The 25,327-nt window shown below is 70.6% G+C and carries 27 protein-coding genes; 9 read left to right on the forward strand and 18 right to left on the reverse strand.

What is annotated here, in order from left to right; genetic code table 11:
- Positions 1 to 99: 99 nt before the first annotated feature.
- Together ACH4PU_RS32480 and ACH4PU_RS32485 are read right to left on the reverse strand one after the other, a co-directional pair.
- Positions 100 to 1,053 (reverse strand): TauD/TfdA dioxygenase family protein, encoded by a 954-nt coding sequence (locus tag ACH4PU_RS32480; RefSeq protein WP_398280281.1) that lies wholly within the window; start codon positions 1,051 to 1,053, stop codon positions 100 to 102.
- Positions 1,053 to 2,039, reverse strand: coding sequence for a TauD/TfdA dioxygenase family protein (locus tag ACH4PU_RS32485; RefSeq protein ID WP_398280284.1), 987 nt, complete (start codon positions 2,037 to 2,039; stop codon positions 1,053 to 1,055). Before ACH4PU_RS32485 ends, ACH4PU_RS32480 begins: the two co-directional genes overlap by 1 nt.
- 269 nt (positions 2,040 to 2,308) lie before the next feature.
- On the opposite strand from ACH4PU_RS32485, the gene ACH4PU_RS32490 reads away from it, so the two are divergent.
- Positions 2,309 to 3,667, forward strand: coding sequence for a hypothetical protein (locus ACH4PU_RS32490; protein WP_398280287.1), 1,359 nt, complete (start codon positions 2,309 to 2,311; stop codon positions 3,665 to 3,667).
- A gap of 21 nt (positions 3,668 to 3,688) precedes the next feature.
- On the opposite strand, the gene ACH4PU_RS32495 is transcribed toward ACH4PU_RS32490, so the two are convergent.
- The 5 genes from ACH4PU_RS32495 to ACH4PU_RS32515 form a co-directional block, all read right to left on the reverse strand.
- Positions 3,689 to 4,270, reverse strand: coding sequence for an HAD family hydrolase (locus tag ACH4PU_RS32495; protein WP_398280290.1), 582 nt, complete (start codon positions 4,268 to 4,270; stop codon positions 3,689 to 3,691).
- A gap of 206 nt (positions 4,271 to 4,476) precedes the next feature.
- On the reverse strand, positions 4,477 to 5,520 hold the full coding sequence (locus ACH4PU_RS32500; RefSeq protein WP_398280293.1) for an NUDIX domain-containing protein: 1,044 nt from the start codon (positions 5,518 to 5,520) through the stop codon (positions 4,477 to 4,479).
- Positions 5,521 to 5,717: 197 nt separating this feature from the next.
- Positions 5,718 to 6,065 (reverse strand): hypothetical protein, encoded by a 348-nt coding sequence (locus ACH4PU_RS32505; protein ID WP_398280296.1) that lies wholly within the window; start codon positions 6,063 to 6,065, stop codon positions 5,718 to 5,720.
- A 157-nt stretch (positions 6,066 to 6,222) separates the two neighbouring features.
- A complete protein-coding gene (locus ACH4PU_RS32510; RefSeq protein ID WP_398280299.1) occupies positions 6,223 to 7,080 on the reverse strand; it encodes an endonuclease/exonuclease/phosphatase family protein in 858 nt (285 codons plus the stop codon).
- Complete coding sequence (locus tag ACH4PU_RS32515; protein ID WP_398280302.1) at positions 7,077 to 8,180, reverse strand: aldo/keto reductase; 1,104 nt, start codon at positions 8,178 to 8,180, stop codon at positions 7,077 to 7,079. Before ACH4PU_RS32515 ends, ACH4PU_RS32510 begins: the two co-directional genes overlap by 4 nt.
- Before the next feature lie 75 nt (positions 8,181 to 8,255).
- On the opposite strand from ACH4PU_RS32515, the gene ACH4PU_RS32520 reads away from it, so the two are divergent.
- A complete protein-coding gene (locus tag ACH4PU_RS32520; protein ID WP_398280305.1) occupies positions 8,256 to 8,876 on the forward strand; it encodes a hypothetical protein in 621 nt (206 codons plus the stop codon).
- Between the two features lie 58 nt (positions 8,877 to 8,934).
- On the opposite strand, the gene ACH4PU_RS32525 is transcribed toward ACH4PU_RS32520, so the two are convergent.
- The 7 genes from ACH4PU_RS32525 to ACH4PU_RS32555 form a co-directional block, all read right to left on the reverse strand.
- Entirely contained in the window at positions 8,935 to 11,094 is a 2,160-nt protein-coding gene (locus tag ACH4PU_RS32525) for a B12-binding domain-containing radical SAM protein (protein ID WP_398280308.1), read from the reverse strand.
- Positions 11,095 to 11,106: 12 nt separating this feature from the next.
- Positions 11,107 to 12,156, reverse strand: coding sequence for an endonuclease/exonuclease/phosphatase family protein (locus ACH4PU_RS32530; protein ID WP_398280311.1), 1,050 nt, complete (start codon positions 12,154 to 12,156; stop codon positions 11,107 to 11,109).
- A gap of 135 nt (positions 12,157 to 12,291) precedes the next feature.
- Complete coding sequence (locus tag ACH4PU_RS32535) at positions 12,292 to 12,723, reverse strand: DUF6082 family protein (protein WP_398280314.1); 432 nt, start codon at positions 12,721 to 12,723, stop codon at positions 12,292 to 12,294.
- Positions 12,720 to 13,127 (reverse strand): DUF6415 family natural product biosynthesis protein, encoded by a 408-nt coding sequence (locus ACH4PU_RS32540; protein ID WP_398280318.1) that lies wholly within the window; start codon positions 13,125 to 13,127, stop codon positions 12,720 to 12,722. Before ACH4PU_RS32540 ends, ACH4PU_RS32535 begins: the two co-directional genes overlap by 4 nt.
- Positions 13,128 to 13,162: 35 nt before the next feature.
- A complete protein-coding gene (locus ACH4PU_RS32545) occupies positions 13,163 to 13,654 on the reverse strand; it encodes a hypothetical protein (protein ID WP_398280321.1) in 492 nt (163 codons plus the stop codon).
- Between the two features lie 111 nt (positions 13,655 to 13,765).
- Positions 13,766 to 14,224 carry a DUF6415 family natural product biosynthesis protein gene (locus tag ACH4PU_RS32550; RefSeq protein ID WP_398280324.1) on the reverse strand — a complete coding sequence of 153 codons (459 nt, stop codon included), beginning with the start codon at positions 14,222 to 14,224 and terminating at the stop codon, positions 13,766 to 13,768.
- Positions 14,225 to 14,264: 40 nt separating this feature from the next.
- Positions 14,265 to 14,777, reverse strand: a complete 513-nt coding sequence (locus ACH4PU_RS32555; protein ID WP_398280327.1) for a hypothetical protein — start codon at positions 14,775 to 14,777, stop codon at positions 14,265 to 14,267.
- 210 nt (positions 14,778 to 14,987) lie between these two features.
- Here ACH4PU_RS32555 and ACH4PU_RS32560 point away from each other — a divergent pair, with 210 nt between their 5' ends.
- Positions 14,988 to 16,370, forward strand: coding sequence for a Tat pathway signal protein (locus ACH4PU_RS32560; RefSeq protein ID WP_398280330.1), 1,383 nt, complete (start codon positions 14,988 to 14,990; stop codon positions 16,368 to 16,370).
- A 66-nt stretch (positions 16,371 to 16,436) separates the two neighbouring features.
- Positions 16,437 to 16,922, forward strand: a complete 486-nt coding sequence (locus tag ACH4PU_RS32565) for an SAM-dependent methyltransferase (RefSeq protein WP_398280333.1) — start codon at positions 16,437 to 16,439, stop codon at positions 16,920 to 16,922.
- A 506-nt stretch (positions 16,923 to 17,428) separates the two neighbouring features.
- On the opposite strand, the gene ACH4PU_RS32570 is transcribed toward ACH4PU_RS32565, so the two are convergent.
- Both ACH4PU_RS32570 and ACH4PU_RS32575 read right to left on the reverse strand, forming a co-directional pair.
- Complete coding sequence (locus tag ACH4PU_RS32570) at positions 17,429 to 18,733, reverse strand: UDP-N-acetylglucosamine 1-carboxyvinyltransferase (RefSeq protein ID WP_398280337.1); 1,305 nt, start codon at positions 18,731 to 18,733, stop codon at positions 17,429 to 17,431.
- 566 nt (positions 18,734 to 19,299) lie between these two features.
- Entirely contained in the window at positions 19,300 to 19,740 is a 441-nt protein-coding gene (locus tag ACH4PU_RS32575) for a hypothetical protein (RefSeq protein WP_398280341.1), read from the reverse strand.
- Between the two features lie 436 nt (positions 19,741 to 20,176).
- Here ACH4PU_RS32575 and ACH4PU_RS32580 point away from each other — a divergent pair, with 436 nt between their 5' ends.
- The 5 genes from ACH4PU_RS32580 (at position 20,177) to ACH4PU_RS32600 (ending at position 24,337) form a co-directional block, all read left to right on the forward strand.
- On the forward strand, positions 20,177 to 21,454 hold the full coding sequence (locus ACH4PU_RS32580; RefSeq protein ID WP_398280343.1) for a helix-turn-helix domain-containing protein: 1,278 nt from the start codon (positions 20,177 to 20,179) through the stop codon (positions 21,452 to 21,454).
- Positions 21,454 to 22,344: a phosphotransferase enzyme family protein gene (locus ACH4PU_RS32585; protein WP_398280346.1), complete on the forward strand. Its 891-nt coding sequence runs from the start codon at positions 21,454 to 21,456 to the stop codon at positions 22,342 to 22,344. The genes ACH4PU_RS32580 and ACH4PU_RS32585 overlap by 1 nt, the downstream gene beginning before the upstream one ends.
- Before the next feature lie 746 nt (positions 22,345 to 23,090).
- A complete protein-coding gene (locus ACH4PU_RS32590) occupies positions 23,091 to 23,351 on the forward strand; it encodes a hypothetical protein (RefSeq protein WP_398280349.1) in 261 nt (86 codons plus the stop codon).
- A gap of 9 nt (positions 23,352 to 23,360) precedes the next feature.
- Complete coding sequence (locus ACH4PU_RS32595) at positions 23,361 to 23,609, forward strand: hypothetical protein (RefSeq protein WP_398280352.1); 249 nt, start codon at positions 23,361 to 23,363, stop codon at positions 23,607 to 23,609.
- 14 nt (positions 23,610 to 23,623) lie between these two features.
- Positions 23,624 to 24,337: a hypothetical protein gene (locus tag ACH4PU_RS32600; RefSeq protein ID WP_398280355.1), complete on the forward strand. Its 714-nt coding sequence runs from the start codon at positions 23,624 to 23,626 to the stop codon at positions 24,335 to 24,337.
- On the opposite strand, the gene ACH4PU_RS32605 is transcribed toward ACH4PU_RS32600, so the two are convergent.
- Together ACH4PU_RS32605 and ACH4PU_RS32610 are read right to left on the reverse strand one after the other, a co-directional pair.
- Positions 24,330 to 24,518 carry a hypothetical protein gene (locus ACH4PU_RS32605; protein WP_398280358.1) on the reverse strand — a complete coding sequence of 63 codons (189 nt, stop codon included), beginning with the start codon at positions 24,516 to 24,518 and terminating at the stop codon, positions 24,330 to 24,332. The two genes, ACH4PU_RS32600 and ACH4PU_RS32605, sit on opposite strands and share 8 nt — an antisense overlap.
- A gap of 130 nt (positions 24,519 to 24,648) precedes the next feature.
- On the reverse strand, positions 24,649 to 24,990 hold the full coding sequence (locus ACH4PU_RS32610; RefSeq protein WP_398280361.1) for a hypothetical protein: 342 nt from the start codon (positions 24,988 to 24,990) through the stop codon (positions 24,649 to 24,651).
- Positions 24,991 to 25,327: the final 337 nt, after the last annotated feature.

Genomic DNA, 25,327 nt, shown 5'->3' on the forward strand with positions numbered 1-25,327 from the left:
GGAGGCCGGGTACGGCCAGCACTCGGGGGAAGGGCGGCGCGCCGCAAGGTGGCGGTGCCGCCCAGGGGCCGTGGCCGCAGCCGGGGCCAGCGGCGCGGATCAGGCCGGGCAGGGGGCCAGTTCGGCGCCCGCCAGGGCGCGGGAGACGAAGCCGTCCGGGCCGACCGGCTTGTCGCCGTGCAGCGTCACGCGGTGCATCCGGCGCGGCTGGCCCAGGTGGGCGTAGTCGCCCACCCCGATGTGGGCGGTGCTGCGGTTGTCCCAGAAGGCCACCGTGCCCGGCTCCCAGCGCAGCCGCACCGTGTACTCGGGCCGGGTGACCTCCCGAAACAGCAGCTCCAGCAGGTGGCGGCTCTCGGCCGGGGTGAGGTTGATGATGCGGCGCACCCGCGCCGGGTTGATGAACAGCGCCTTGCGGCCCGAGGTCGGCAGCACGCGGACCACCGGGTGGACGGCGGCCCGGGGCGTTCCCACCGCGTCCATGATCGCCTTGTCGCGCTCGTCGTGCGGGCTCATGTCGTAGGCGGAGAAGAAGGTGTGCTCCGCCTGGAGACCGTCGACGAAGCGCTGCAGCGCGGGCGGCAGTCCCGCGTAGGCGGCCGTCAGGCTCGTCCACTGGGTGTCCCCGCCGTGGGAGGGCAGGATCTCGGCGCGCAGCACCGAGGCGGCGGGCGGGTTCACCGCGTCCGACAAATCCGTGTGCCAGCCGCTGATCCCCTGGCGCTGCCGGCTGCGGTAGTGCTCCTCGTGGTCGAATCCGTAGGCGGCCTGATCTTCCTGCGGGGAGATCGTCCACACCTGCGGGAAGGCATCCAGTTCGCCGCCGCTTTGCGGCCGCGCCCGCGCCAGCAACGGCCCGAACCGGGCGGCGAAGGCGACCTGCTGGGCGTGGTCGAGGCGCTGGGCGCGGAAGAACAGCACCTGGTGCTCTTCCAGCGCCTGCCTGATCGCCTCCACGGTTGCCGCGGACATCGGCCGCGAGAGGTCGACGCCGCGGACCTCGGCGCCCAGGTGCCCGGCGACGCGCGCCACTTCCAGGGACGGGGTGGGCATCAGCGCTCACTCCCCTCGGCTTGGCCCAGCGCCTCGAACGGCCGGCCGGCCAAGGCCTGCGAGCGGTGGCCGTCCGGCCCGACCGGGACCTCCCCCAGCACCGTCACCCGGAACAGCGTCCGCCGCTCGCCGCTGATGCCGGCGTCCCCCGGGCTCAGGTGCGCGGTGCACCGGTTGTCCCAGATCGCCACATCCCCCGCCGCCCAGCGCCAGCGCACCGTGAACTCCGGCCGGACGACGTGCTCGAAGAACATCTCCAGCAGCGCGTCGCTCTGCGCCGGGGACAGGCCGGTGATCCGGCTGGTGGAGGCCGGGTTGACGAACAGGCAGCGCCGGCCGGTCTCGGGATGGACCCGCACCACCGGGTGCTCGGCCACCAGCAGGTCCTTGCTGTTGCGGCGCAGGACGTCCTGGTCCAGCTTGTCGTGCTGGCGCATCTGGCAGCCGGCGAAGAAGCTGTGCTCGGCACGCAGCCCGTCCGCCAGAGCCCGCACCGGCGCGGACAGCGCCTCGTAGGCGGCCTCCAGTTCCGTCCACTGGGTGTCACCGCCGAAGCGGGTGACACGCTCCGCGCGCAGGACGGAGATCGCCGGCGGGTTCACCGCGGGCGTCAGGTCCGTGTGCCAGCCCGCGGTGTAGTTCCTCCAGCGCTTGCGGTAGCGCTCCTCGAAGTCCTCCCCGTAGCGCGGGTCCTCGGCCTTGGTGTCGACGACGAGGATCTCGGGGAAGCCCTCCGGCGCGGCGCCGCCGTTCGGCTCCGGCCGCCGGGTCAGCTCCCCGAAGCTCCGTCCCAGCGCCACTTGGGAACGGTGGTCGAGGACCTGGCCGCGGAAGAAGAGGACCTTGTACTCGAGCAGGGCCTGCCGGATCGCGGCCTGGGCCGGCTCGTCCAGCGGCAGGCTGAGGTCTACACCGCCTGCTTCCGCCCCGAGGTGCCCCGCCAGCGGGGCCAGCGAGAGCGTGGTCAACGTGCCAGGGGGTTTCATCGAGATCCCTTCACCTGGGCGACAGCCCGCGCCGGGTCGGCGCGGGCCACGCACGAGCCGCAACGGCCCGGCGCCCGACAGGACACCGCGCCGGCGTGTTGCGGCTCCAGAGGTGCGGGCGGTGCGATGCGGTGCGACTTCCCGCACCGCCCGGTGCGGGGTGTTGCGCGGTGTTGCGGACCAGGCAGAGGCATCGCACCGACGGCCTCGGCCCCGCTACGGTGAGGGGAAAGGCACGCCATCTGCCCTGAAGCGGGGAGGACCACCGCGTGACCAGCAGCGAGAGCCACGCTCCGCGCAACGCTCAGCTGGCGTACTGGAAGCAGCGTTCCGGCCGGTCCTACCGCGAGCTCTCAGGCGACATCGGCCGGACCCTCGACGCACTGGGCCGCCGGGAGCCTCCCCCCTGCCACTCGCGCATCGCCCACTGGATCCGGGACGGCGAATGCCCCGAGGCGCCCATGCCCGACGTCGTCGCGCTGACCTTCACCGAACTCTGCCGCTTAGCCGTTCCCCTGTCCCCGGAAGACCTCGGCTTCGGCCCCTGCGGCTACCAGTGCCTCGGCACCCACCCCACCGCGGCCCAGCACACGCCGCCCGACGAAGCAGGTGATGATCCCACGAAACGCCGGACCGCCCTCAACCTGATCACCGGCGCCGTCCTGGTGCCCGCCCTGGCCCCCGACACCGCCAGCGCCGCCACCTTCCGCGCCTTCGCCAGCCACGCCACCGCAACTGACATCACCCGCGACGACATCAACACCCTCGACATCGCCGTCCACCAGCTCGCCGCCAGCTACTCCGCTCAACCCCCGGCCCAGCTCTGGCCCACCGCCTACAACCACCGCCGCCGCGCCCACACCCTCCTGCACCACCGCCGCCACACCCTCAAAGAGGGCGTGGAACTCGCACGGAACTGCGCCATGCTCTCGGTCATCCTCGCCTGGATCGCCCACGACCGCGGCCGGCCCGACTACGTCACCGCCCTGTGCGACGACGCGTGGGCCCACGCCGAACAGGCCGACACCCCCGAGATCGGCGCGTGGGCGGAAGACGTACGCTGCACCGACGCCCTCTACAGCGACCGGCCCCTCGACGCCCTGACCGCCGCGACCCGCGGCCTGCAGGTCGCCCCGAACAACGGCGACGCAGCCGTCCGCCTGATCGCGCAACTGGCCCGGACCCACGCCCGCCTCGGCAACCACGATGCCTTCGCCGAGGCCGCCGCCAAGGCCCACCACTACCGCGATCACCTCCCCCTCTACGGCAGCGGCCTCTTCAGCGTCGACGCCGCCCGCATCATCAGCTACGACGCCACCTCACACGGCGCCCTGGGACAACACGCCCTCGCCCGCAAGGCAGCAACCGAAGCCATCAGCCACTACCAGAAAAGCCCGCAGCAGGCGCCCACCCGCCTGGCCATCGCCCGCCTCGACCTGGCCCAAGCCCACGCCGCCCTCGGCGAGCCGGACGCTGCCGTTGCGGCCGCCCGCCAAGCCCTCGCCGGCGGCCGCGTCGTCAGCTCTATGCGCGGCCGCGCCCGCCAGCTCGACCACCACCTCCGCCGCCGCTACCCCACCCTTCCCGAAGTGCTCACCTTCAGCCATGAGCTACGCGTACTGGCGTGACGCGTCACCCCCTACGGGCACCTACCAGGCGGAAACGGCGAAGGGACGCACGTCCACGGCGTCCATGCCCGCCGCACGCGCAGCAGCCAACCCCTCATCGGCATCCTCCACCACCAGGCACCGCGTCGGCGGCACACCAAGCCGCCGTGCCGCCTCCACGAACAAGTCCGGCGCCGGCTTCCCGCGCGCGACGTCCTCACGCGTGACCACCACCTCGAAGAGCCGCTCCAGGCCCGTCGCCGCCAGACCCGCACGAACCACCGGCCCCCCGCCGCCCGAGGCCACCGCACACCGCAGCCCTTGACCGCGAGCGGCCTCCACCCACCCCACCGCCACCGGGAACGGGCGCAGCGTCCCGACCTGACTGATGATCAGCTCACCGCACCGAGCCAGCACCTCCTCATGCGGTGCCGCGACACCCAGCTCTGCCAGCAGGTCGGCGCCCGAGGTACCGATCCGCGCCCGGTACCACCTCTGGTGCAGATCTATCCCGTAGGGCGACAAAGCCTGGGCCAGACACCGATAGTTCAGCGGCTGGGAGTCAACCACGGTGCCGTCCCAGTCCATCACCAAGGCCGCGTAGTTGGAGAAGTCCAAGTTCATCCCTGGCCTCTACCCGCCCTGGCATGCTGCCCCACGCCAGTGTCGTTGATGTCCCGCTCGCCACCACGAGGGCGAGGGCGGTGATCGGCCACCCCAAGCGGCTCGAAAGCGAGGACGGTGTCCGTCTCGAAGACCTTCCGGACCGGCGTCCGGCCGCTCAGGACCTGCTCGCAGTAGAAGTCGTCTCCCACTGCCGGCTCCTTCCCTCACGGCTTCCGGGGGCGGGCTTCGGCGATCTCCCGAGCCGCCTCGGCGACCGTGTTCAGCTCGAGTTCGGCCCGGCGCTGGTCGACACCCTCAGGCTCGCGGATCGGGACGGGCGCCCACTCGCCGCCCGCGGGCCGACGGAACTGCGTGCCGAACCACTGGACGCCCTCGTTGCGTGCCGAGATGCGGTCTTCGAGATAGGCGAGGTGCCAGGGCGGGGCGTCGCCGCCGGTGACCGCCTCGGCGAGGAGGCTCACCCACTGCTCCTGGAGGTGGGGCTGGCGGTCGGCGTGCTGAGCCAGAGTCCAGGCCGCGCCTGCGCCGTCATCGCCGCACAGCGCCCGCCCCGGCCACCCCACCCGGTCGATGACGCCCTCGAGCCAGGTCGTGTTGTCGTTGTCCAGCTCCGCCCAGCGCGCAGCCACGTCGTCCGTCACCAAGTCGGGGAGGGCGTTGCGGAACTCCTGGTCGATGTCGTGGCGGCGCAGCAGTTCGCTGCGCAGGGCCTCGTCCCGGGCAGGGCGGGAGCGCTGGTTCGCGGCGGTGGACGGCACCAGGTCGTACAGGGCCTCGCCAAGAAGGCGGGTGTCCGCGGGCGCGTCCAGGTCGGCCAGCTCGATCGCGGTGACCCAGCGGAACGGGTGCTCACGGCGGCCGACGGGCCCGTACGGCCGGTCGACGACGCCGACGTGAATGTGGTCGATGTGCTCGTGACGGTCCGGGTGCCGGCCGTCGGCTCCGACGGGCATCCTCACCGTCCACCAGGGCGCGCCGCCCGCGTGCGCTTCGGCGGCGGCCGCCGGGTGCGGGTAGTGCGCGGGCAGCGCGTACCCGGCGGGGGAAAGGAGACGGGCACGGTAGCCGGTCTCCTCGGCGGCCTCCCGTAACGCGGCCTGCTCGGAGGTCTCACCGGGCGGCTCTATGTGACCGCCGGGGACCATCCACCCACCCAGGCGGGGATGCGCGATGACGCCCAGCCTCCACGTGTCACCGAAACGGGCGAAGAGGTACAGGCTGGCGGTGCGGTGCCGGACCCGGTCCATCGCGGCAGCGTCCCACGCCCCGAGTGCCTGGTCCAGAGCGCCTGCGGAGTGGGACGACGGGCCGGTCCCGGTCGGCCGGCGAAGCGTCCCTCGCAGCCGGATCGCGTCGCAAGCCCCAAACACCCTGTGCCACCGCGTCAAAGAACTGGGCTGGGATGCCGAAAGAGCCGCTGCAGGGTCCGTCCGTCGGCAGTCGCCTACGTCGACGGCACGAAGGCAGCATTGTCCGGCATCCGCTCTCGGTAGAGATCGGGGATAGTGCCCATGAGCCAGATCTCCCGCGTGGTGTGGACGGTGCCTGTCGGATCGTCGAGATAGGTGTAGTGGAGAACCCAGGGCCCGGCGTAGCCGATTTCGGGTGGGAGGCCCTGGTCTTCGGTCCAGGTCAGGTAGTGGCGGCCGTCGATGCGCAGGACGCGGCGGCCGTCGGGGTCCTGGTCGCCGAGCATCATGTAGCCCAGGCATGTCAGCCAGAAGTCACATGACCGGCACACCTGGTACGTCACCATCCTCAGGTCGGCGCCCGCGGCCTGCTGGTAAATCACCCTGTTTGGGCACAGTTTGCACTTGCCCGGGAGTACCTCGTACCGCGCGAGGGGGCGCTTCCGTCTCATCGCCTGCCGGTGGCGGACCTACGCCTCGGGGTATGCCCGCCGATCACGAGTCCGATTCCGGTCCGGCGTTTCGGTTGCGTCGGTGAGGTCATGGCACGTCCGGAGTCGTAGAGCCTGGGGCGTCGGTGAGGGAGAGCGTCGTCGTCATCGCGGCGTGGTCGGTGAGGGAGGCGGTTCGCGGGCCGTGGTCGTAGGCGCATGCGCGAACGAGGTGCGCGTGCTCGGCGCTGGTGAAGACGTGGTCGAAGCGGAAGCCGAGTCCGGTGCGTCCGAACCAGGAGTGCTCGATCGTGTCGGGGTGCAGGTAGCGGAAGGCGTCGGTGAGCCCGGCCTTGGCGAAGGAGTCGTAGAAGGTGTACTCCCACGCCCCGAACACCTTGTGTGGGGGCTTGTGGCCGGGCTCGATGACGTTGAGGTCTCCGGCCACGACGACCGGCATGTCGGGGAAGACCTGCGGCAGGTCGTACAGGGCCGCGGTGACGGCTTCCTGGAAGCCGCGCTTGTTCTCGTTGCGTCGCTGCCTGGGCCCGCGCGAGGGGACGTACAGGCCCAGGATGCCGATCTTGCTGTCGCCGATGGTGGCGACGGCGGACGGTGCCCGGTGCGGCAGGAAGCTCACCCCCGCGTCGACGGGTTCGAGCGCGGTGGTGCGGGACGCCAGCACGGTGCGGTAGCCGTCGTCGGTTGCGGCCGGGGCGATGACGTGGGTGTAGCCGAAGTGGTGCAGCGCTTCGACGAGCGCGGCGCCGCCGGGCCCGGCGCTGACCTCGGTGAGGACGACCAGGTCCGCGGTCTCCTGCCGGCTGATCCATTCGGCCTGCCGGCAGGCGCGGGCGGCGGAGGCGTGCTGGCTGTTGAAGAGGAGGATCCGGGCATGGGTGGTGGAGGCGCTGTGGCGGGGCATGGCGGGGGTGAGGAGGGAGAGCTGGGTGGGGTCGTCGGTCACTGGGGGGAGCCCTTCTCGTCGAGGAAGACCTCTCCCGCGGCGTCGAGCTGCTGCTGGAGACGTCCGGCCGCTTCGCGGACGAAGGCGATGTCCTCGGGGCTCAGGGGTTCGGCGGCGGCCTTGAGGTTGGTGCTGATCTGCTCGGGGCGGGTGAAGCCGACGAGGACGGCGGCGTTGTCCGCGTGCTGGAGACAGTAGTGCAGGGCTACGCGGGTCAGGTCGGCTGCTGAGGGCCCGAACCGGACGCGCAGCGGACGCAGTCCCTCGTCGATGATCTTCAGTGCCTTGGGGGTGAACCACCTTTTGCGCAGGCGGTGGTCCCCTTCCCCGAAGGCCGGCGGGCGGGCGGGGTCGTACTTGCCGGTGAGCAGGCCCTGGGAGAGGGGTTTGTTGATCAGGACGCTCGCACCGTGCTCGGCTGCGAAGGCGAAGAGGTCCTGCTGTCCGGGCGGGGGCGGTGGGGTGAGGGCGTTGAACCGGGCAGCCAGGTAGTCGGGCCGGATGCGGTCGAAGAGGTAACGGAAGCGGGTGTGTTTGTCCTGGCGCTGGTCCTTGGGGACGGTCAGGCGTTCGGTGGCGAAGCGGTGGGGGCCGCGCATGCCGATGGTCTTGATCAGGCCCACGCGCTGGAAGGTGCGCATCATGTCGATCGCGCCGTCGAGGTACTGGTCGTTCTCCCCGAACTCGGCGTTGTGCAAGAAGTAGATGTCCAGGTGATCGGTGCGCAGGTTCTCCAGCGTCGTCTCGAGCTGGTGGTGCATGTGCTGGGGCTCGTAGGCGTGTGCGGCCGTGCCGGCGAAGTAGCCGACCTTGGAGGACAGCACGACGCTGTCGCGCGGGATGGTGGCGACGAGCCGGCCGATGAGGCGTTCGGAGTGGCCGTGCCCGTAGACGTCGGCGGTGTCGAAGAGGTTCGCGCCGAGGCTGTAGGCGGCCTCCAGGCCGCGCAGGGAGGCGGCATCGTCGGCGGTGGACCAGCCCATGGGAAGTCCCAGGTTGCTGTCGGGGCCGCCGATGGCCCAGCATCCGATCCCGATGGGGTGGACGCTCAGCCCGCCGGCCAGCGTCCGGCGCGGTGGCGCGCTCGTAGTGTCGGTCATTTCATTCCCTCTCTTTCTGTGCATTTCCTGCCAAAGGTGCTCGAAGGGCTCGGTGTTGTGGCTACGGTGGCGTGCGTGACGAACCCACGCACCCTCTTGGATCTCCGTGCCATCACTGCCCGCAAGTGGGCCGACCCGGCCGACTTCCCCGCCGAGGAGTTCGCGCGCGCGAGCGCGTTCTACGAGGCGATGCGCACGCACGACGACCACCTGCTGAAGGTGCGGGACCAGGCGTCCGGCTTGATCGAGCAGTGGACCGGGTGCGTGCCGCGCGACGTCGGCTCCTTCGGTACCCGGCTGAACTTGGAGACCTCCGACTTGGACTTGGGCATCGGGTTCCCCGTCGAGCGGCGCGAGGAGCTGATGCAGGCCCTGGCCGGCACGGGCCGGGCGAAGTTTTTGGGCGAGCGGTACACCTCGTTCTCCACCACCCGTCTGGTGTTCGCCTTCGAGGTCGCCGGCATCGAGATCGACCTGAGCGCACTCACGGTCGCGGACTTCGCCGTCGCGTGCCGGATGCTCGACCAGATCGACGCCGAGATGACCCGCGAGGAGCGCATCGCACACACCTGGGTCAAGCACCTGCTGCGCGAGAGCGGCGACCTGGACGCCTACGCCGGGTGGAAGCTGGTGACCTACGCCCGGTACTGCCCGGAGTTCAACTGGGTGCCGATCCCGGAGAAAGCCGGTTCCTAAACGGTGCTGCCGCGGGCGGCCGCGGCTCGCTGGGCCGCGGCCGCCCGTCGCGATGCGCTCAGGTGCCACAGGGGTCCGCCGCGTTGATCAGACGCCACTGGTCCTGGAGGTCCCACCGACGGTGCTCAAGGCGCAGGGTCTCGGCGTGCGGCGGCGGCAGGAGACGAGTGACGTCAAAGACGGTCTTGGCCATGCGCTCACGCAGGCTTTCGACCTCCGCGTCCAAGAGGGTGCGGATGCGCTGCTCCAGTACGGTCGCCCGGCCCGGCAGACGGGTGGCTGGCTCACTGCCCGCTGCGGTGATCATGCCGCCGAGGACCGTGAACGCGGCGTCCTTCAACACCACGCGAGCGGCCCGCACCTGCCGGCGCAGCTCGCCGTCGAGGACCTTCTCCAGCGACTTGAGCGTGTAGTCCAAGGCGAAGTTCCGGTCGACCCACAGCTGCGCCCACCGGCTGCACAGGCCGATGCGCCAGTCGGCGAACTCGGCGTCCTGCCGGCCCATGGACGGGCGCAACTTCCCGGAGAGCCCGGCCTTGGTCACCTTCTTGGTATAGGCGGCGCCGATCAGGCACTCCATGGAGACGAGCATGTACGAGATCCCGGTGTGGAACGCCCTGCCGGTGCCGTGAGCCTCGACCCATGCCGGGTCGCGGACGCCGTCGACGATCTCCTCGACCGGCACGTCCGGCAGCGGCCGCATCAGGAGGTCGGTGCGGCCCTGGTAGGCGTAGGTCGCCTTCAGCTCCCCGAACGTCATCAGGTGATCGAAGGTGATGTACGTGAACCTGGTCGGCACACCGAGCGCGGACAGGGTGCGGATCGCCAGGGCGTTCTGCTCACCGCAGGTCTCCTTGTTGAACCGCTCCAGGATCGTGTCCACGCCGGACTCGACGCCGAACAGGCAGCGGCGCAGGCCCTTGTCGACCAGCGCCCGCCACATGCCGGCGCGCTCGGTGTGCCAGAGCACGTCGCGGTCGGGGCGGGTGACCTGGTCGATGCGGCAGCTCGTCTCCCAGGCGAGGCCGGCGCTGTGCAGGACGTCGGCCATCTCCAGCGCGCGGGCGACCGCATCAGGCCCGCGGCCGATGAACTCCTCGTCGACGAGGTAGAGGGTCCGGCTGATGCCCGGGTACCGGTCGAAGACCTCGTTGACGGCGGCGAGCATCCAGCAGAAGTCTTTCGGCACGCCGCCCGTCCACTGCCCCTTGTGGCCGCGCGGGCAGAAGGAGCAGAAGTTGGTGCAGCCGCGTGATGCCTCCAACTGCGCGACGCCGTGGTGCTCGAATGTGGCGGGCAGCAGGTCCAGCTCCGGCAGGAAGTCGCTCTGGGCGCGGCTGACGGGCTTGGCGGTGCGGCGCCGCCCGATGGCGAAAGTGCCCTGGCCGCGGGGTGCGCCGTTGTAGCCGATGCTGTGGACCTGGTCGCGGGGGATGTCGCCGTGCCAGTGCGCCAGCAGGTCCGCGATGGTCACCTCGCCGGCGCCGCGGGCGATCAGCAGTGCGGGGTAGCGCTGCAGGAGGAGGCCCTCGTTGCGTGCGGTCAGGCTTCCTCCGGCGACCACCAGCGGCGGCTCGGGGAGCGCGTAGGCAGCGTCGAGCAGCTCGATCATCAGGTCGTGCTGCCCGAACGTGGCGGAAACCCCGAGGATGTCAGGGGTGTCGTCGGTGACCCGCGTGACCAGGTCCGCCAGCGACGTGCCGAGCTGCATGTCGGTGAGCGAGACCTCGCCCATCAAGGCGGAGCGGGCAGCGCGGGCGACGTCGCTGATGCCGAGAGGGAAGCGAGGAAGGGGGAAGTACTCCCGGTGGTAGAGAGCAGCCAGCAACACGCGCGGCCGCGAGAGCCGGTAGACGGCCTCCGGGGCGAGATCGGCCAGGCTCAGCCACTGCCTGGGAGAGTCGAGGTCGAGGTGCTGCCCGGCCCAGGCGGGCCAGGGCCGTGTGCCGTGCGCACGGCCGGAGAGATCGGCGACGACCCACCGGCCGTCGGGCCGTTCGACGAACACCAGCCGCCGGTCCAGCGCCCCCGTGACGCGGACCTCCCCGGCGTAAGGGGCGCAGTGCTGCTCCAGCCTCGTGCGGAGCATGTTCGGGTTGACCAGCAGGGGCGTCAGCTCCCCTATCGCGTCGTCGCTGAGGCACAGCGACGGCACCACGAACCGTAAGGCGTGGGCCAGGCGCCGAGCCTGGCCGGTCATAGGGCGTGCGTCGGTCATGCGTCTCGCCCTTCAAAAGGGGTGGTGGTGGCCCTGAACCGGTAGCGAGCGCGCAGAGAGCACCGTGAGAGCGGCCCTCTCCCCACGCCGCTCCTGCGGCGCCGGCCCGTGCGCCAGGACCGGTCGCCGGGACGCGCGCCCGCCGGTCGTTGCCGCCGGGCGGGCCCTGCCCGCACCGGCTTGCTGCGCGTACGGCGTTTGGGCCAGCACGCGCTCCAGGCGGGCGCGGTGGAAGCGGAAGATCAGCAGCGCGTGGTCGGAGGCGGCCCGGGTGTCCTCGGTGTCGGCAACCTCGACGTGCTCCAGGGCGGCAGCCACGCCCCCGGCCGCGTATCCACGATCGGTGCGCTGGGGCCCGCCCTGGTCGTGCAGGTGGAATCCCGCCGTGGCAGCGAGCGCTCCCTCGCCCTCCAACCCGAGGTGATCGGCGGCGTGCCGGGCGAGGTCCACATACCCGGCGTCGATGAGCGCGCTGTCGGGCCGGGTGTCGCTGCGCCGGCCGCCATGAGCGTCCAGATAGGTGCGCTGCACCATGTAGGCCCGGTCGGTGACCTTCTCCCAGTCGGGGAGAGCGACCGGTTCGCAACGCCGCGGATAGCTGTTGGTGTCCCCGGCGGCGATGGTGGCCATCCCCGGGTGGGCCAGGGTGGTCAGCCAACCGGCCTCACCAAGACGCCGGTCGGCGTCGAAGCCGCACATGTGGAACGCCACGAAGTGCAGCGGCACGCTGCAGTCGCCGAGCTGTGCCTGGACGTGGCAGGGAGGTGACCACCACGGCGTCCCGCCCGACCCCTGCTCGGCGACGTGGAACAACCCTGGCCGCAGGTACACGGCGGTCGCGATGTCGGTGCTGACGCCGAAGGGGGGTCGGGACAAGAACCCGCGCAGCTTCAGCCGCTTCTCCGCCGCGTGCAGAAGCCGGCCGCCCTGGTCCCCGCCGTGCGTCGTCTCCTGCAGGAGCACGACGTCGGGCTGCCGTTCGGCGAGGAGGTCCAGCGCTAAGTCACGGCGTTCGCCGCCCTTGACGTTCCAGACAGCGACATCGATGGTGCTGGCGTCCATGGATTCCCTTCGTGGAAATGGCTCGGGCGAGCCTGCGGTGTCGGGGCGCCGGTAGGGCGTTGCCTCCCCCTGAGCGGAGGAGGCCCTGGGCCGAAGAACCGTCGCGCCGGGGGACAAGGCGGGGGCAGGTGGGAGTCAATCCCCCACGGGGTTGGCGCCGAGCTGGGCCAGGTACGTCTGCTCCATCACCTCGTGGAACGTCTCGGCGCGCTCGTCGCCCGCGGCCTCCTGCTGACGGAAGCCGCCGAACTGCGCCCAGTAGCGCTGGCCGATCTGCCGTTCCATGACCGACTGGGCGACGCCGCGCAGCATGTCTCCGCGGAGGAAGCCCAGCCGGTGCAGCAGGCTGAGAGCGGCGATCTCCTGGTTGACTTTCAACAACTTCACGTGTTCCTCCAGGTCCATGCCTTCGCCCATGAGGTCGGGGTGGATGCTCTGGTGGGTGAGCCAGTCGTTGTAGAGGCGGGCGACGGCCAAGTTGTTGTGCTGTTGCTGGTGCCTCTGTCGCTGCACGACCCGGACGGCTCCGACGGCCGCGAGGACGAGGACGGCGTGCGAGGTCTTCATCTGATGCCTTTCCTGGTGGTGTGCTGGTGGTGGGGTGTGCGCGCCCGCTCTGCGCTGACCTCCTCGACGGCACGCAGCAGTGCGTCGACGAGGCGGGCGATGTTCTGGGCCCGATGGCCGGCCGCCCGGGGGGTGCGGTACGGGGGCGGGAGGTGAAGACGCCGGGAGGCTTCGCCGAGGATGGCCTGCGCGCTGAGACTGGCGCCGCAGTCCGCGGGGATCCCGCGGCACTGGGCGTTCAGGTCTTCAGCGATGATCCGCCTGTAGGCGGTCAACTGCTCGACCGCGCGGAGTGTGACGTCACCGAGCGGAGGGTCGGGGCCGTTCAGGTCCCAGGCGAGCACCATGGCGACGTGCGCGGAAACGTCGGCCTGCCCCATGGCGTCGGCGTTCAACGGAGCCATGCGATCACCTGGTCTGCCGTGAGTTGCTGTAACTGTCACCTGGTCTGCCGTGAGTTGCTGTAACTGCCGCGCCCGGGTGACGCGTGGTCCAGGGCCCACCAGATGAGGAAGCGGCTGGGTCGGTCGTGGCGGTGCGCGGGGTCGGTGAACAAGGCGAGGACGCTCAGCGCCGGTTCGTCCCGCTGCTCTTCGGACCAGCCCGGCGCCAGGGTGCCGGCGAGCAAAGCGGTGCAGCCGATGATCTCGGGGCCGTCGGTCAGCAGCCAGACAGTCGGGCGCCCGTCGTTGTCGATGCCGAGCATGTTGGTCACGATGTCCCGCGCTGACTGCAGGTTGTCGCGGAAGCACGCGTCGCCGGGCAGTTGCCCCAGGCGGCTGAACACCAGGTCCTCCACCGGCCGTCGGTCGCGCAGCTCTCCGGGCCGTACCTGGTAGGGCGGCGCCACCGCGCCGGTGACCGATGGGGCGATGGTCCCGGTCGACGCGCCGTCGAAGCCGGCGCGGTGGGTCGAGGCGGGGAAGGACACGAAGCTCTCCTGTGCGGGGCGGTTCGGGAAGGAACTCGACGGCATAGGGCGGGCCGCTCGGCCATAGGGGAGCGGATCACCTCATAGGGAGAAGGAGCCTTCAGGGGTTGGTCAGGGCGGGGATTCCTCCAACTCCAGGAGGAAGGCGGCTGCCCACGCCAGGCGTCGCAGGTGGCCAAGTGCCGGTACCGGCGGGGCCGGAAGCGGCATCCGCGCAAGCTCCCTCGCCCGGTCGATCGCACGCTGGGTCTGCTCGCCCGGAGAGCGGGCGAGGAGGAACCCGCACTGGTCCACCAGCTTCCGCAAGAGTGCGCGCAACTCCTCGGCCAGGGCCTCCTCCCGCACGGCGTCCGGAGTGGTGAGGCCGAGGATCTCGTCGAGGAGATCAAAGGTCTCCTCGGCGTCGGCTGCCTCACAAAACCTCTGGTACTGCGACAGGTCCTCCCGTAGCCCGTGCAGGAGCTGCCGGTCTGCGCCGGCGAAAGTGAGGTCGCTGCTCCAGGGCGGCATGGCGCACTGCGGCTGGAATCCGTCGACGGTGAGGAGCGGGGACACGACGTCGGCTGGCATGGGAACTCCGTCGGGCGAAGGCATAGGAGGGCTCGCGCGGCTACGGCAGGACGTTGCCGTGAAGGCGCAGAGCGTCGCGCAGCCCGGGTTTGAGATGGGCCGCCGCGTGCAGCGGGAGCGGTTCGCGGTGGGCGCTGATGGCCTGCCAGGGAGGGGTGTCCCACCGGACGCCCGCGGAGGGGGGCAAGGAGATCTGCCCGGTGCCGGTCGTGCAGGAGATGCCTTCCAGAGCCGCCAGATCCGCTGAGGTGCCGGGCTGGACGAGGAACGTCATCGCGGCGTGGCCCTGGCTCAAGCAGGGCACCAGGCCGATCTCGCGTTCGATCCACACCAGCGCGGACGCACCCACGCGGTGGGCGACGGTGACGGCGTCGAAGGCGGTACACGTCGTGCGGAGTGTGATGGGGCCGGGGCGGACGAGCTGGTGCTCGGCCGTCTGCGCCGAGACGCGGCGGCCCTGGCTGAGGAGGGGCCAGCCGAGGAGGTCGGCGTAGGCGTGGATGAGGGCGGAGCCGTCGTGGGTTCGCGGCGGCCACAGGGTGGTCATCTTCATGGAGACCTCCGAGGTCCAGAACGCCCGGCGCGAGAACGGTGCAAGCACCGGCTTGCGGGCGCTGGATCGTGCGAATCGGCGGTACTGGATGCGGAGTTGAGGAATATCGTTGTGCGTAGGAAACCCCGGTCGGACGCTCGCGGGCACCCTCGCGTGAACCTGGACCCGGGTAAACCTGGTAAAGATCGTTTCGTGGACAGGGGCGCATCCATGGCGCACACACGCAACACCCGACTTGCCGCCGCGATCCGGGAAGCAGGCTGGTCGCAGGAGCAGACCGCCCAGCGCTTCGCCCGGGTCGCGCGGGAGAGCGGCGCCGCGGAGCTGGCCGGCACGACCCGCTCGCACATCAACCAGTGGGTCCGCGGCGTCCAGCCGTCGGGGAAGGCGCCCCGTATCTTGTGCGAGACGCTCTCGCGCGGTCTGGGACGGGTGGTCACCCCGGCCGAGATCGGCCTGACCACCAGCGGCGGCGCCGGGCAGGCGCCCTGGAGCGCCGACCCGCTCAGTGCACTGACCGACGTCGGGGGGAAGGATCTGGACATGGAGCGCAGGCAGATACTGGCGGGCACGGCCTACTCGGTGGCGGCCCTCGCGCTGCCCGATGCCACCTGGTGGGAGCAGGCTCCCCAGCGGGCCCGCGAACGCCGGCCGGTATCCCCCCGCACAGCGGACGCCGCCGACGTGGACAGTGTCCGCGAGATGGCGGCCTTCTTCTCCCGACGCGATCAGCGCCGCGGCGGCGCCGACGGACGCGCCGCACTCGTCGCCTACCTCCGCACCGACATCGCCACCTACCTCAGCGGCCGGTTCACCACCGAACAGGTACGCCAGAAGATGTTCACCGCCGCCGGGGAGATGACCTACCTGGCCGGCTGGACCGCGTTCGACGCCTCCGAACACGGCCTGGCCCAGCGCTACTTCACGCTGGCGCTGCGCCTGGCCGCCGAAGCCGACGACGCGCCCTTGGCCGGGCACATTCTGCGGGCCATGGCCCACCAGGCCGTCGACCTCCAGCACACCCGCGCAGCCGTCGACCTGGCCGACGCCTCCCTGCAGCAGGGCCGCTACACCCAGGCCAGCGCGCGGGAAAAAGCCCTGCTGGGCGTCGTCCACGCCCGCGGCCTGGCCGCCGCCGGCCGCAAGAAGGACGCGCTTGATGCGCTCCTGCGCGCGGAGGGCGATCTCACCAACGCCCGCTCCGGTGATGACGAGCCGGGGCGGGTGTGGTTCTTCGCCGAGGCCAGCCTCGCCCACGAGACCGCCTGCACCCTGCGCGACCTGGGTGACCTCGCGGCGGCCGAGCGCGAATTCCAGCGCAGCGTGCGCACCCGACGCCAGCAGACCTTCGCCCGCACGCACTCGGTGACCTTGGGCTACCTCGGCGCCGTCCAGGCACGCCAGGGCTCCCTCGAAGCCGCCTGCTCCACCTGGCACCAAGCCCTCGACGCCATGGGCGGCATCCACTCCGGCCGGGCCCGCCAGACGGTGGTGCAGATGCGCCGGGCCCTCTCGCCGTTTCGCGGCCGGGGCGACAGCACGGCCGCCGCCCTGGATGCCCGAGCCCGGGCCGCCCTGGGCCGCGTAGGCTGAGCGCGCCATGACAGCGCGCGCGGCTCCCCGGCCGGGAGCTCGCCCGCCCCGCGGGAGGGGAACACCGTGCCCGAAAGGCCCATCGACGTCCACAGCATCGCCACCATCGTCGGCGGCCACACCCAACCCGCGGACGACTACCAAGGCGACGTCGAGTCCATCATCCGGCTCCACCCCGAATACCCCCTCGAGACCTTGCAGGGCATCGAGGAGTTCTCCCACCTCACCGTCGTCTGGCACTTCCACCTCGCCACGCCCGACGACGTCGCCCTCCACGCCCGCCGCCCCCGCGGCAACCCCCACTGGCCGGCCACCGGCACCTTCGTCCACCGCAACCACCGACGCCCCAACCAACTTGCTCTGAGCTTCCCGCGGCTGCTGCGCGCCGAAGGACGCGACCTGCACGTCACCGACCTGGACGCCGTCGACGGCACACCGGTGGTGGACCTGGCCCCCTACTTCCCGCAAATGGGCCCGCGCGGCCCCGTCACCACACCCGCGTGGCCCGAGGAAATGCTCCGCCACTACTGGGACAGCGCCAGCGGGCGCTGACCCCACCCCGGCGACCCCAGCGGTACAGCACCGAACACCGCGGCTGCGAAGACGAGCCCGCGCCCCGGCCACCTGCCGATCACGCACGACTGATCGGGAACGGCAGGGCCCCGACATCGGGATGCCTCGACCAAGCCGGCACCCAGGTAGGCGCGCCAACCGCTCGCAGTAGCGCGACGCCGAGATGTATCCGCCTCCCGGCCCGGCCGCGAGCACGTGGCCAGCCTCCTCCACGTGCGCCCGAACCGTCTGGAAGGAGTCGCCGGCGGCCACGCCCTGCAGCACCTGCCGCTCTCGCGGCGTGAGGGTGACCTTGAACTCGACCATCACCGCCGGCGTAGTGATGGTGGCCTCCAGGGCCATGCCGAGGCTGATCCGGCGGCGCGGCTCCATGCTTCCTCCTCCTACGGGGCCGGGGACGGCTGTGCGCATCGGGTCCCGCGCTACGTCCATCTCGTCCACGAGGACCGCCAGGCGAGGTGAATGCGGCTGTTGGGCCGCTCGACTCATTGGCGGATGTCATCAGGGCCCTTCTCTGCGAGGTCGGCGCCGAGCCGGCGCAGGTGCGTAGCCAGAGCGGGGTGGCGGCGGCCGATGGTGTTCACGCCGTTGATGACGCTGGAGGCGGGGGCGGCCAGGGCGGCCACCAGCAAGGCGGAGCCGACAGCCGGGCAACGGGCTTCCGTCCACCCGCCGCCGGACAGGAGCGGCACGGTCAGCCGGCGCGCGGTCGCCGACAGCACCTCCACCTTGGCCCCGAACCTCTGCAGCTCCGCCAGAAGGCCGTCCATGACCTCGGTGTGGACCTCGTCCTGCACCAAATGAACGCCCGGAAAGCGCAATGCCAGGGCGACCAGAGGCGGCAGCAGGGCCGGTGCCAGCCCGCCCGGGCTGAGTGAGGTGACCACCTTCAACCCGGTGACCTGGCGGTAGTCGGTGGGATACACCCGCAAGGACCGGTCCTCGAGGGCGAGGCGGATGCCCGCGCGCGTTAGCACCCCGGCCGCCGCATGGAGGTGCGGGCCGTGGATTCCGTTGATCCGCCCGGATCCGGCACTGGCAACGAAGGAGCAGGTCAGTACGGCGGCTTCCACCGGATCCCCCGGGACCTCCCAGGCCGGACTGCTCGGGCGGCTGGGGGTCTCGTCGTGGGGCGGCGGGACGAGCCGCAGGCCATCCTGGGCTGCCGGCACGCCGAACCCGCAGGTGCGCAGCGCCTCCAGCACGCTCGTCGTCTCGGGACCCCAATACGGGTTGGTCAGGGTCAGCGGGGTGCGCGTGGCTGCGGCGCGCAGCACCGTGGTCACCGTCGCCCCGGGCCAGCGCACCGGCAGCCGCACCGCCACCGCGGGCAGCGGGGCGGCGGCCGTGACCTGGTAGCCGCCGTCCTCCCGAACGACGGTGTCCCCGAAGGCTTCCTCGTACACGCGCAGTTGGGCCACCAGGTCGTCCTGCTGGTCCTCCGGCCAGGGAAGACGGGCCTGACCACGTGCGGCCAGGAGCGCCGGCACCAGGTAGGAGACCTCCGGAAAGACCCGCGCCATCGCCACCGGCACGGTCGGTGCGGCGGGAACGCCGCAGGGAGCCGGCCACAGGATCAGGCTGCCGCTCTCACCGACCGGAGAGGAGACGTGCAGCCCGGCGTGCCGCAGAGCGGCGAGCATGGTCTCGACGTCACCGGTCGGAGGCACGTTGACGATCTTCACGTGTCGCCGTAACGCCCCGGCGGCCGCCAGGAGGACCAGCGCCATGGTCGTCGAGCCGTCGACCGTCGCCGTGCCTTCCAGGGGCGAGTGGGGACGCAGTGTCAAAGCTGAGGTTCTCGTGCGGGTTGCCACCGTGTGCATCAGCAGCCCCTCTCAAGTAGCGCACCGGCCGCAAGGGGGGCTCGGGCCGGTGCAGAGCAGAAGCGGTAAGAGCAGGTGTTTCTGCCGCTCCCCTGCGGCGGCAGAAACACCTGTCGGGGGGGAGGTGGGTGGAGGTGCGGTCCGCACGCCCGCGTTGGAAGGCGTACGGACCGCTCCGGCAGCGGGGTGGGCCCCGCCCGGCCGTCGGCCGCTCCTGACCTCTCACGCTGTGGTGCGCGGCGGAGAGGCCGGAGGCCGGTGCCAACCCGGAACCGGGGGAGATCCGGGCCGGCGGCTGTCCCCCTCCCCGCCCAGGAGAGAGACAGCGCTCTGGTGACCGCGGGCCTCAGCCCCGGTCAGGCGGTGGTCTGTGGGCCGCCCGCGAGCGCGGCACCCGCGAGCGGCCCTGCCGCGGCCTGAAGCGCCCCCGTTCGCGGCTCCCGCCACCGCCCGAGGGAAGGGAGCCCGGGCAAGGAGGAGACGGAGGCGGCAGACCGGGCGATGTCCCGCCGGTCACGTCGCCCAGGCGCTCACGGTGGCTGCGGTTGCTGATCGCCCCCGGCATATACGTGCAGTACTTGGAGCAGCACCACCGCAGCCGTATAGCGAGTCGGCCCAGCCTCACGGGGACTGCGCAGCCAGCGAAGACCGCGCGCACCGCGCCGGGTGCACTGCGGTGCGGGGACGGTCACCCACCGGCCGCGGCCGAGGAAGGTGACCGAAGCCGGCCAGGGCTGACCCGCGCTGGCGGTCTGCACGATCACGTAGGCGACCTGGTGGTGGGCGATGATCGGGCCGACGCAGAACTCGGCGCTCCAGTCGCGCAGGGCCTCGGCCGCCTGCAGGCCCAGCCGCAGGGCGCTGAACGCGTAGCCCAGGGGGAGCTTGGCCGCGGCACCGCTCGACCAGCGATCCGCGTAGAGCAGGCACGCGTCACTCTTCGGGTGCCGCAGCCCCGTGCACCGGCACACCGCCGGCGGCTCCTCAGACGCTTCTGCGCGGCCGGACCGCGGCATCGGCGATGCCGAGTTCGCTATCACGTCGCTGCCTCCTCCAGGAGCCCGATGCCAGAAGCGGTTCCCAACCAACGCTGCCGCATTGGGTGCAGACCATTCATATCTTCCCCGCGACGGAAATGCACGCCGCCGAAATGGATTCCAAAAGATTCCAGATATTCCGCAGGTGTGGATATGTGGAATCCCGTGGCATCTCGCATGGCGGGCTGCGATAGTCGTCACGTGCGTGAAGGTTGAGGAGGCCCCGGTGAAGAGTGTGCTCAAATGCCCGAACTGCGCAGGGGCTCCAGGCGTGTGCGCCTGCCCGCGAGGCCAGGGCGACTCATGCGAACGAGGGGGCGGCCGGCCCGGGGCCCAGGCGTTGCCCGGCGCCACATGGGGCTCCGACGAGGTGCGCGAGGCGGCCCGGCGGTGCGATGCGGGCGCTCTGTGCCGCGCCCTGCGCATCCAGTCAGGTTTGAAACAGAGCGATTTGGCGGCGATCTGCGGAGTAACCCAAGGGCAATGGTCGCGCCTGGAAAACGGCACGCGGACACTCGCGGCACCGGCGAAATTCCGGGCCTTTCTGAAGGCTCTCAAAGCGCCGGATGAGTTCCTGTGGGAGATGGAGGCGGGTGCGCGCTCCACGCGGATGCAGCCCCTTGGAGAAGTCAGTGCATCCGCTGCTTCCGCTGGCGCCGCGGAAAAGTCCCTGGCCTTCGCCGAATTCATTACGCCCAGCAACGTCGATGAAAACGACCTGGAATATCTGACCCGGCGGCTGAGCCGCGTCGCCACCGCGTACGTGTACTCACCGCTGACGCCGCTCTTCGCAGACCTGACGGACATTCAAGACAGAGTGTTCGCCCTTCTCAGAGGCCGCCAACACCCCGCCCAGGCGCGCCAACTGTTTTTCCTCGCGGGAACGACGTGCCTGCTGCTGGCTCACGCTTCACAGAACGCCGGGGATGAACTCTCCGCCCTTGCCCAGATGGGCGTCGCCCGTAAATGCGCTGAACGCGCCGATCACACAGGGCTGCGAGCCTGGGCCTACGGAACGGATGCCCTGCTGGCCGAGTGGTCCCCTCAATGCCGAACAGCACTCACCCTCACCCAGCGCGCCGCCGCCCTCGCCCCCGCCGGCGAATCCCGCATCCGCATCGCCGCGATCGAAGCCCGAGCAGCAGCCCGGCTGGGAGACCGCCACCGTGCCCACGCCGCGCTCGACCGGATGCACCAAGCACGCGAGGAAACCCCGGTCGTCGACGAGGTGACGGAACTCGGCGGCCTGCTGACGTTTCCCGAAGCCAAGCAGGACTACTACATCGGCAGCGTCCTGAACCTGCTCGGCGACTACGACGCCTGCGAACAGCACGCCGCCCGGGCCATCCAGCGCTACGTCACAGGGCCCGCACAGATGCGCTCCTACGGCGACGAGGCACTGGCCCGCGTGGACATCGTGACCTCCCGACTCGCCCGCGGCGATCTCGAAGCCGCCGCCGAAACCTTCGAGGAGATTGCCGCGATCCCCCCCGAACGCCGCATCCGCCAGCTCGGCACAGGGCTCGAGCGCATCGAGGCCATGCTCCAGCAGCCCGCCCTCGCCAGCCGGCCCGCCTCACAGCAGCTCAAGGAGATCGCACGGGGGTATGAGCTCCCCATGACCCGCACCCCGGTACGTTCGCCATGATGACGACCACACCCGCACCCGCCGCACCAGTAATCCGAGCAGCCTGCCAGGCCGCGGGCCTCCACGCCGACGACATGGTGCCGGTGCGCCGGCACGCCACCTCGGTCTACCTGCTCCAGCGCGACGGCGTCGTCGTGCGCGCCAGCCCCGCAGGGCGATACGGCAGCATCGCCGTCTCGATCGCTCTGACGCGGTGGCTGGCGGAGCAAGGATTCCCGGCCGTGGAACCACTGGACCTGCCCCAGCCCGTGCTCCACGACCCCGACCTCGTGCTCACCTTCTGGCGGCACTACCCCCAGGACGACAGGACACCACCCCCCGCAGCCTTCCTCGGGCGGCTCCTGCGCGAACTGCACGCCCTCCCCACCCCTCCCGTCGCCCTGCCCGCCTTCCGGCCGCTGACTTCCCTTGCCCGGATCGTCCCCACCAGCACTTCCCTGACTCCAGGGGAGCGGCAGTTCCTTACCGAACGCATCGACGAACTGGTCACGGCCTATGACGCCCTGGACTCAGCCCTGGGCACCGGCTTCCTTCACGGAGACGCCTACCCGGGCAACACGCTCTGGGACGACAAGGCACCTCACGGTGTCCGCCTCGGTGACTGGGACGAAGCCGCCATCGGCCCCCGCGAAGTTGACCTGGCCAACACCTTTCAAGGCGTCCGATTCGGACGGCCCCCAAACCACCTACAAGCGTTTGCCGACGCCTATGGCCACGACCCGCGGCAATGGCATGGACTGTCCATCCTTATCCACATTCGCGACCTGCACACCCTGGGCTCATTCATCCGACGAGCAGACGCCGGCGACGCCGGCGCCCGCCAAGAGCTCGTACACCGGTTGGCAACGCTCAAGGTGGGAAACGCCGACACCCTGTGGCAGATCTTCTAGAACGAGCCCCCTCCGCCCACAAGCCTGACGGGTACCTTGATGGCTCGGCCCGCCTCCGCAGGAGCGTCCTCGCGAGCCCTCCAGCGGTATCGATGCCCGGCTGGTGCCAAAACGCGGGGTACTCCTTGAGTAGTCGCACATCGATCCCGTGCTCAAGAGCTTGAGCTCATGTGAGGTGAGGGGCGGCGGGAGTTCGAAGGCGAGCGCGGTACCTTCGTCCGTGTCGGCCTCTGCTACTGGATGTGGAGTGCTGGGGTAGGAGGCGTCTGCCGGGCAGATGCAGGCGAGGAGTTCACCGTAGCGTCCCACGCAGGCGTCCGGGCTGATTGTCCTATCGTCCCGACGTGGGCCTGTCGCGTACTTCCCTAGCCAGCCAGTGGCGAGAAGGCAACCTACTAGCCGTGTGATCACCATCACATCGGAGCGCCTTTCTGTGGGCTGACGCAAGTTCGCAGCTCAGCGGTATGCCCCGCTTTGGATGGCAGCTGAAAACCAGCGTCAACACCATTGCCGCAGTTCGTCAGCGGCGCCGTCACCACATCGACCTGCGCTTGGACCAGATGATCCGCTTGCTTCACCGCAACCTCGCGGCGACGACCCCGGCCAACCGCGGAATCCCCCGCAGCCACGCCAGGCGCGCCCGGGCAGCGGCCTCACGCTCCGCGGCGGAAAGCCCTTCCTCTGGCCCCTCGATGGGTCTTCTGTAGACGGCCGCACCGGCGAGTGAGCGGGCCACGCCCCTGCGGGTGCTGGCAGCAGCCAACGCCGGCTCCCTGAGCGGTGGGTCGCTCTCTCCCGAACTGGCCGGCCTGCTTGTCATCCCGTGGATCGCGTGTGTCCGCTGTGGACAGCTGCTCGGCCGTGCCCACGAGCGCGAGCCCTGGGGCGACCTGTCACTCCTGCCCACCCACTACGTGATCGTCCACCTCCGCGAGCCGGCACAGCCCCGGCTCTTCCCACCCACGGCACTACGAGAGGCATTCGCGACCCTGAAGGCATGCCGATAGCAAGCCGCGATGGATGCCATCGCAGCGGCAGAACACGGCGCGGCCCTTCGCAGACCCGAGACCACCACCAACGAGGCGGCCCTCGCCCAGGGTGACTGGGAACCCGCCGCGCGGGCGCTCGACGTCACCGGCACCGACTGGGCACGGCGTTCCGCACTCGTCGGGATCATCGCCCAAATGGGCGAGCTCCACGATGTTCCTGTGAATCGCTGCGCAGCCCCGGTCCAGCCCGGTAGCTTCTCCACACCCGGTCGGTGAAGTGGGGTGGTCTAGTGGCGACTGTCGTGGTCGGGTTCCGGCTGGGCACAGGGACTCGCCAGGCCACCGTGATCGTGTCGCAGTCCGGCCGGTTGTACTTGGCCGAGGGCCTGTACGGGCAGCGCGGGCGCGTACTGCGCCCCCGTGTCTCCCACGGTAAGTACCCAGTCCACACGCAGGTCGCCGCATTCCGGGCAGAGCACGCTGATCGGCTGCGCCGCGGCTATGACAAGGTCCTCATCCCGCCGGCCTGCGTCCGACTGGAGCGAGACGAACCGCCCCTGCACCCGCACCCCTACGGCCCGAACGCCCCGGAATCAGACCCACAACTGCTCGAGGAATTCGTCGCCATGGCCCCCAGCCGGCCGCAGGAACTGGAACAGGCGATCTACGACTTCCTCACCACCATCGGGCTCCCGGCCCGACGCCGGGACATACCCCGCCCCCGCACCGCCACCGCGGCCACGCCCCCTCGCCCGGTGGGCTACACCCGAATCCTGGCCCAAGGCGGACAGATCACTTCATCACCGCGGCGGCCGGTCGGCTACCGCATCACCCCCGAGACGGTCCGACTGCATGTGGGTGCGGCCGGCGACGTGCTTGAGCATGGCGAAGTAGTCGAGCTGTGGGCGGCCTTGGACGCGTGGCTCCAGCTGAACCCCACCCCAGGTCGGCCGTCGGTGAACACCCCAGGCGGCACGCCGTCAGCCGATGACGGACCTACCTGAGCTGCCGGTCGGCGATGCGGATGAGCGCCGGCAAGACGGTCAGGTGCTCGCGGGTCCGCTGGTCCGAAGCGGCGTTCTGCCGCTGCTTGGCCTTCTGGTCCGAGCAGTCGAAGGCGCGCGAGTTCCAGGAACCCTGGCCGCCTATGGACACGAACCCGTACGTAGCTCCTGAGCTAGCCATCGCACGGGTGCAGGTTCACTTGTCTTCAGTCTGCACTTCGGGCGGCCCTTAGGCTGCATGTGTTGCGATGAGATGTCGAGCTCATCAGCACGGGGCGCCAGCAGCGTGTTGCCGGCGCCCCATTGGCAGATCAGAGTTGTCGCCCCAGCAGGGCCCTTGCCACTGCTTCGGCATACGGGCTGATCACGCCCTCGTCGTCTCCTTCCGCAGCGTCCTCAAGCCACTCCGCCAGAGGCCCTCGCAGGGCGATATCCACCATGCGGTTCCCCTGACGTAGCGACTCGACCGCAAGGTCCAGGGTGGTGCCGACTTCTTCGGAGGCGCCCGCAACATCAGCCCGTCGTCGTAGCTCGGCCGCCCGCTCCAGCATCAGCCGCTCGTGTTCTGTTCGCGGACCAGCTGCAAGAGGGGGTACCCGGCTCTCCAACTCCATGGCCTCCGCCAGCAAACGTTCCCGTTCCTGGCTGCTCACAAGGTCACCTCAACTTCTGCCAGACCGCAGCGGCGGCACTGATCTTCAACATTGATGGGTGGGTAGTCATGCTCGGGATATGAGACCTCGCCCGGCGGGCGACAGTGATCTTCCAGCTCCGGAATGGGCCGCTTCTCACCTCCAACTGGAGACAGCGTGGTCGCGAACCGTGCGCGAGACATATTTGATGTCCCCTCCGTGTAATTGACGGGGGCGCCGAGGAACTCGTTCGGCGTGGGTGATCTCGACGCCTGTCGAAGGGCTCGGCCCGCCCGGCAGCAGGGGCCTTGCGAGCCCTCCGGCGGTATGAAGCCCGGCTGGTTTGACAAGGCGCGGT

Source organism: Streptomyces sp. NPDC021100 (assembly GCF_044333095.1).
Lineage (GTDB): Bacteria > Actinomycetota > Actinomycetes > Streptomycetales > Streptomycetaceae > Streptomyces.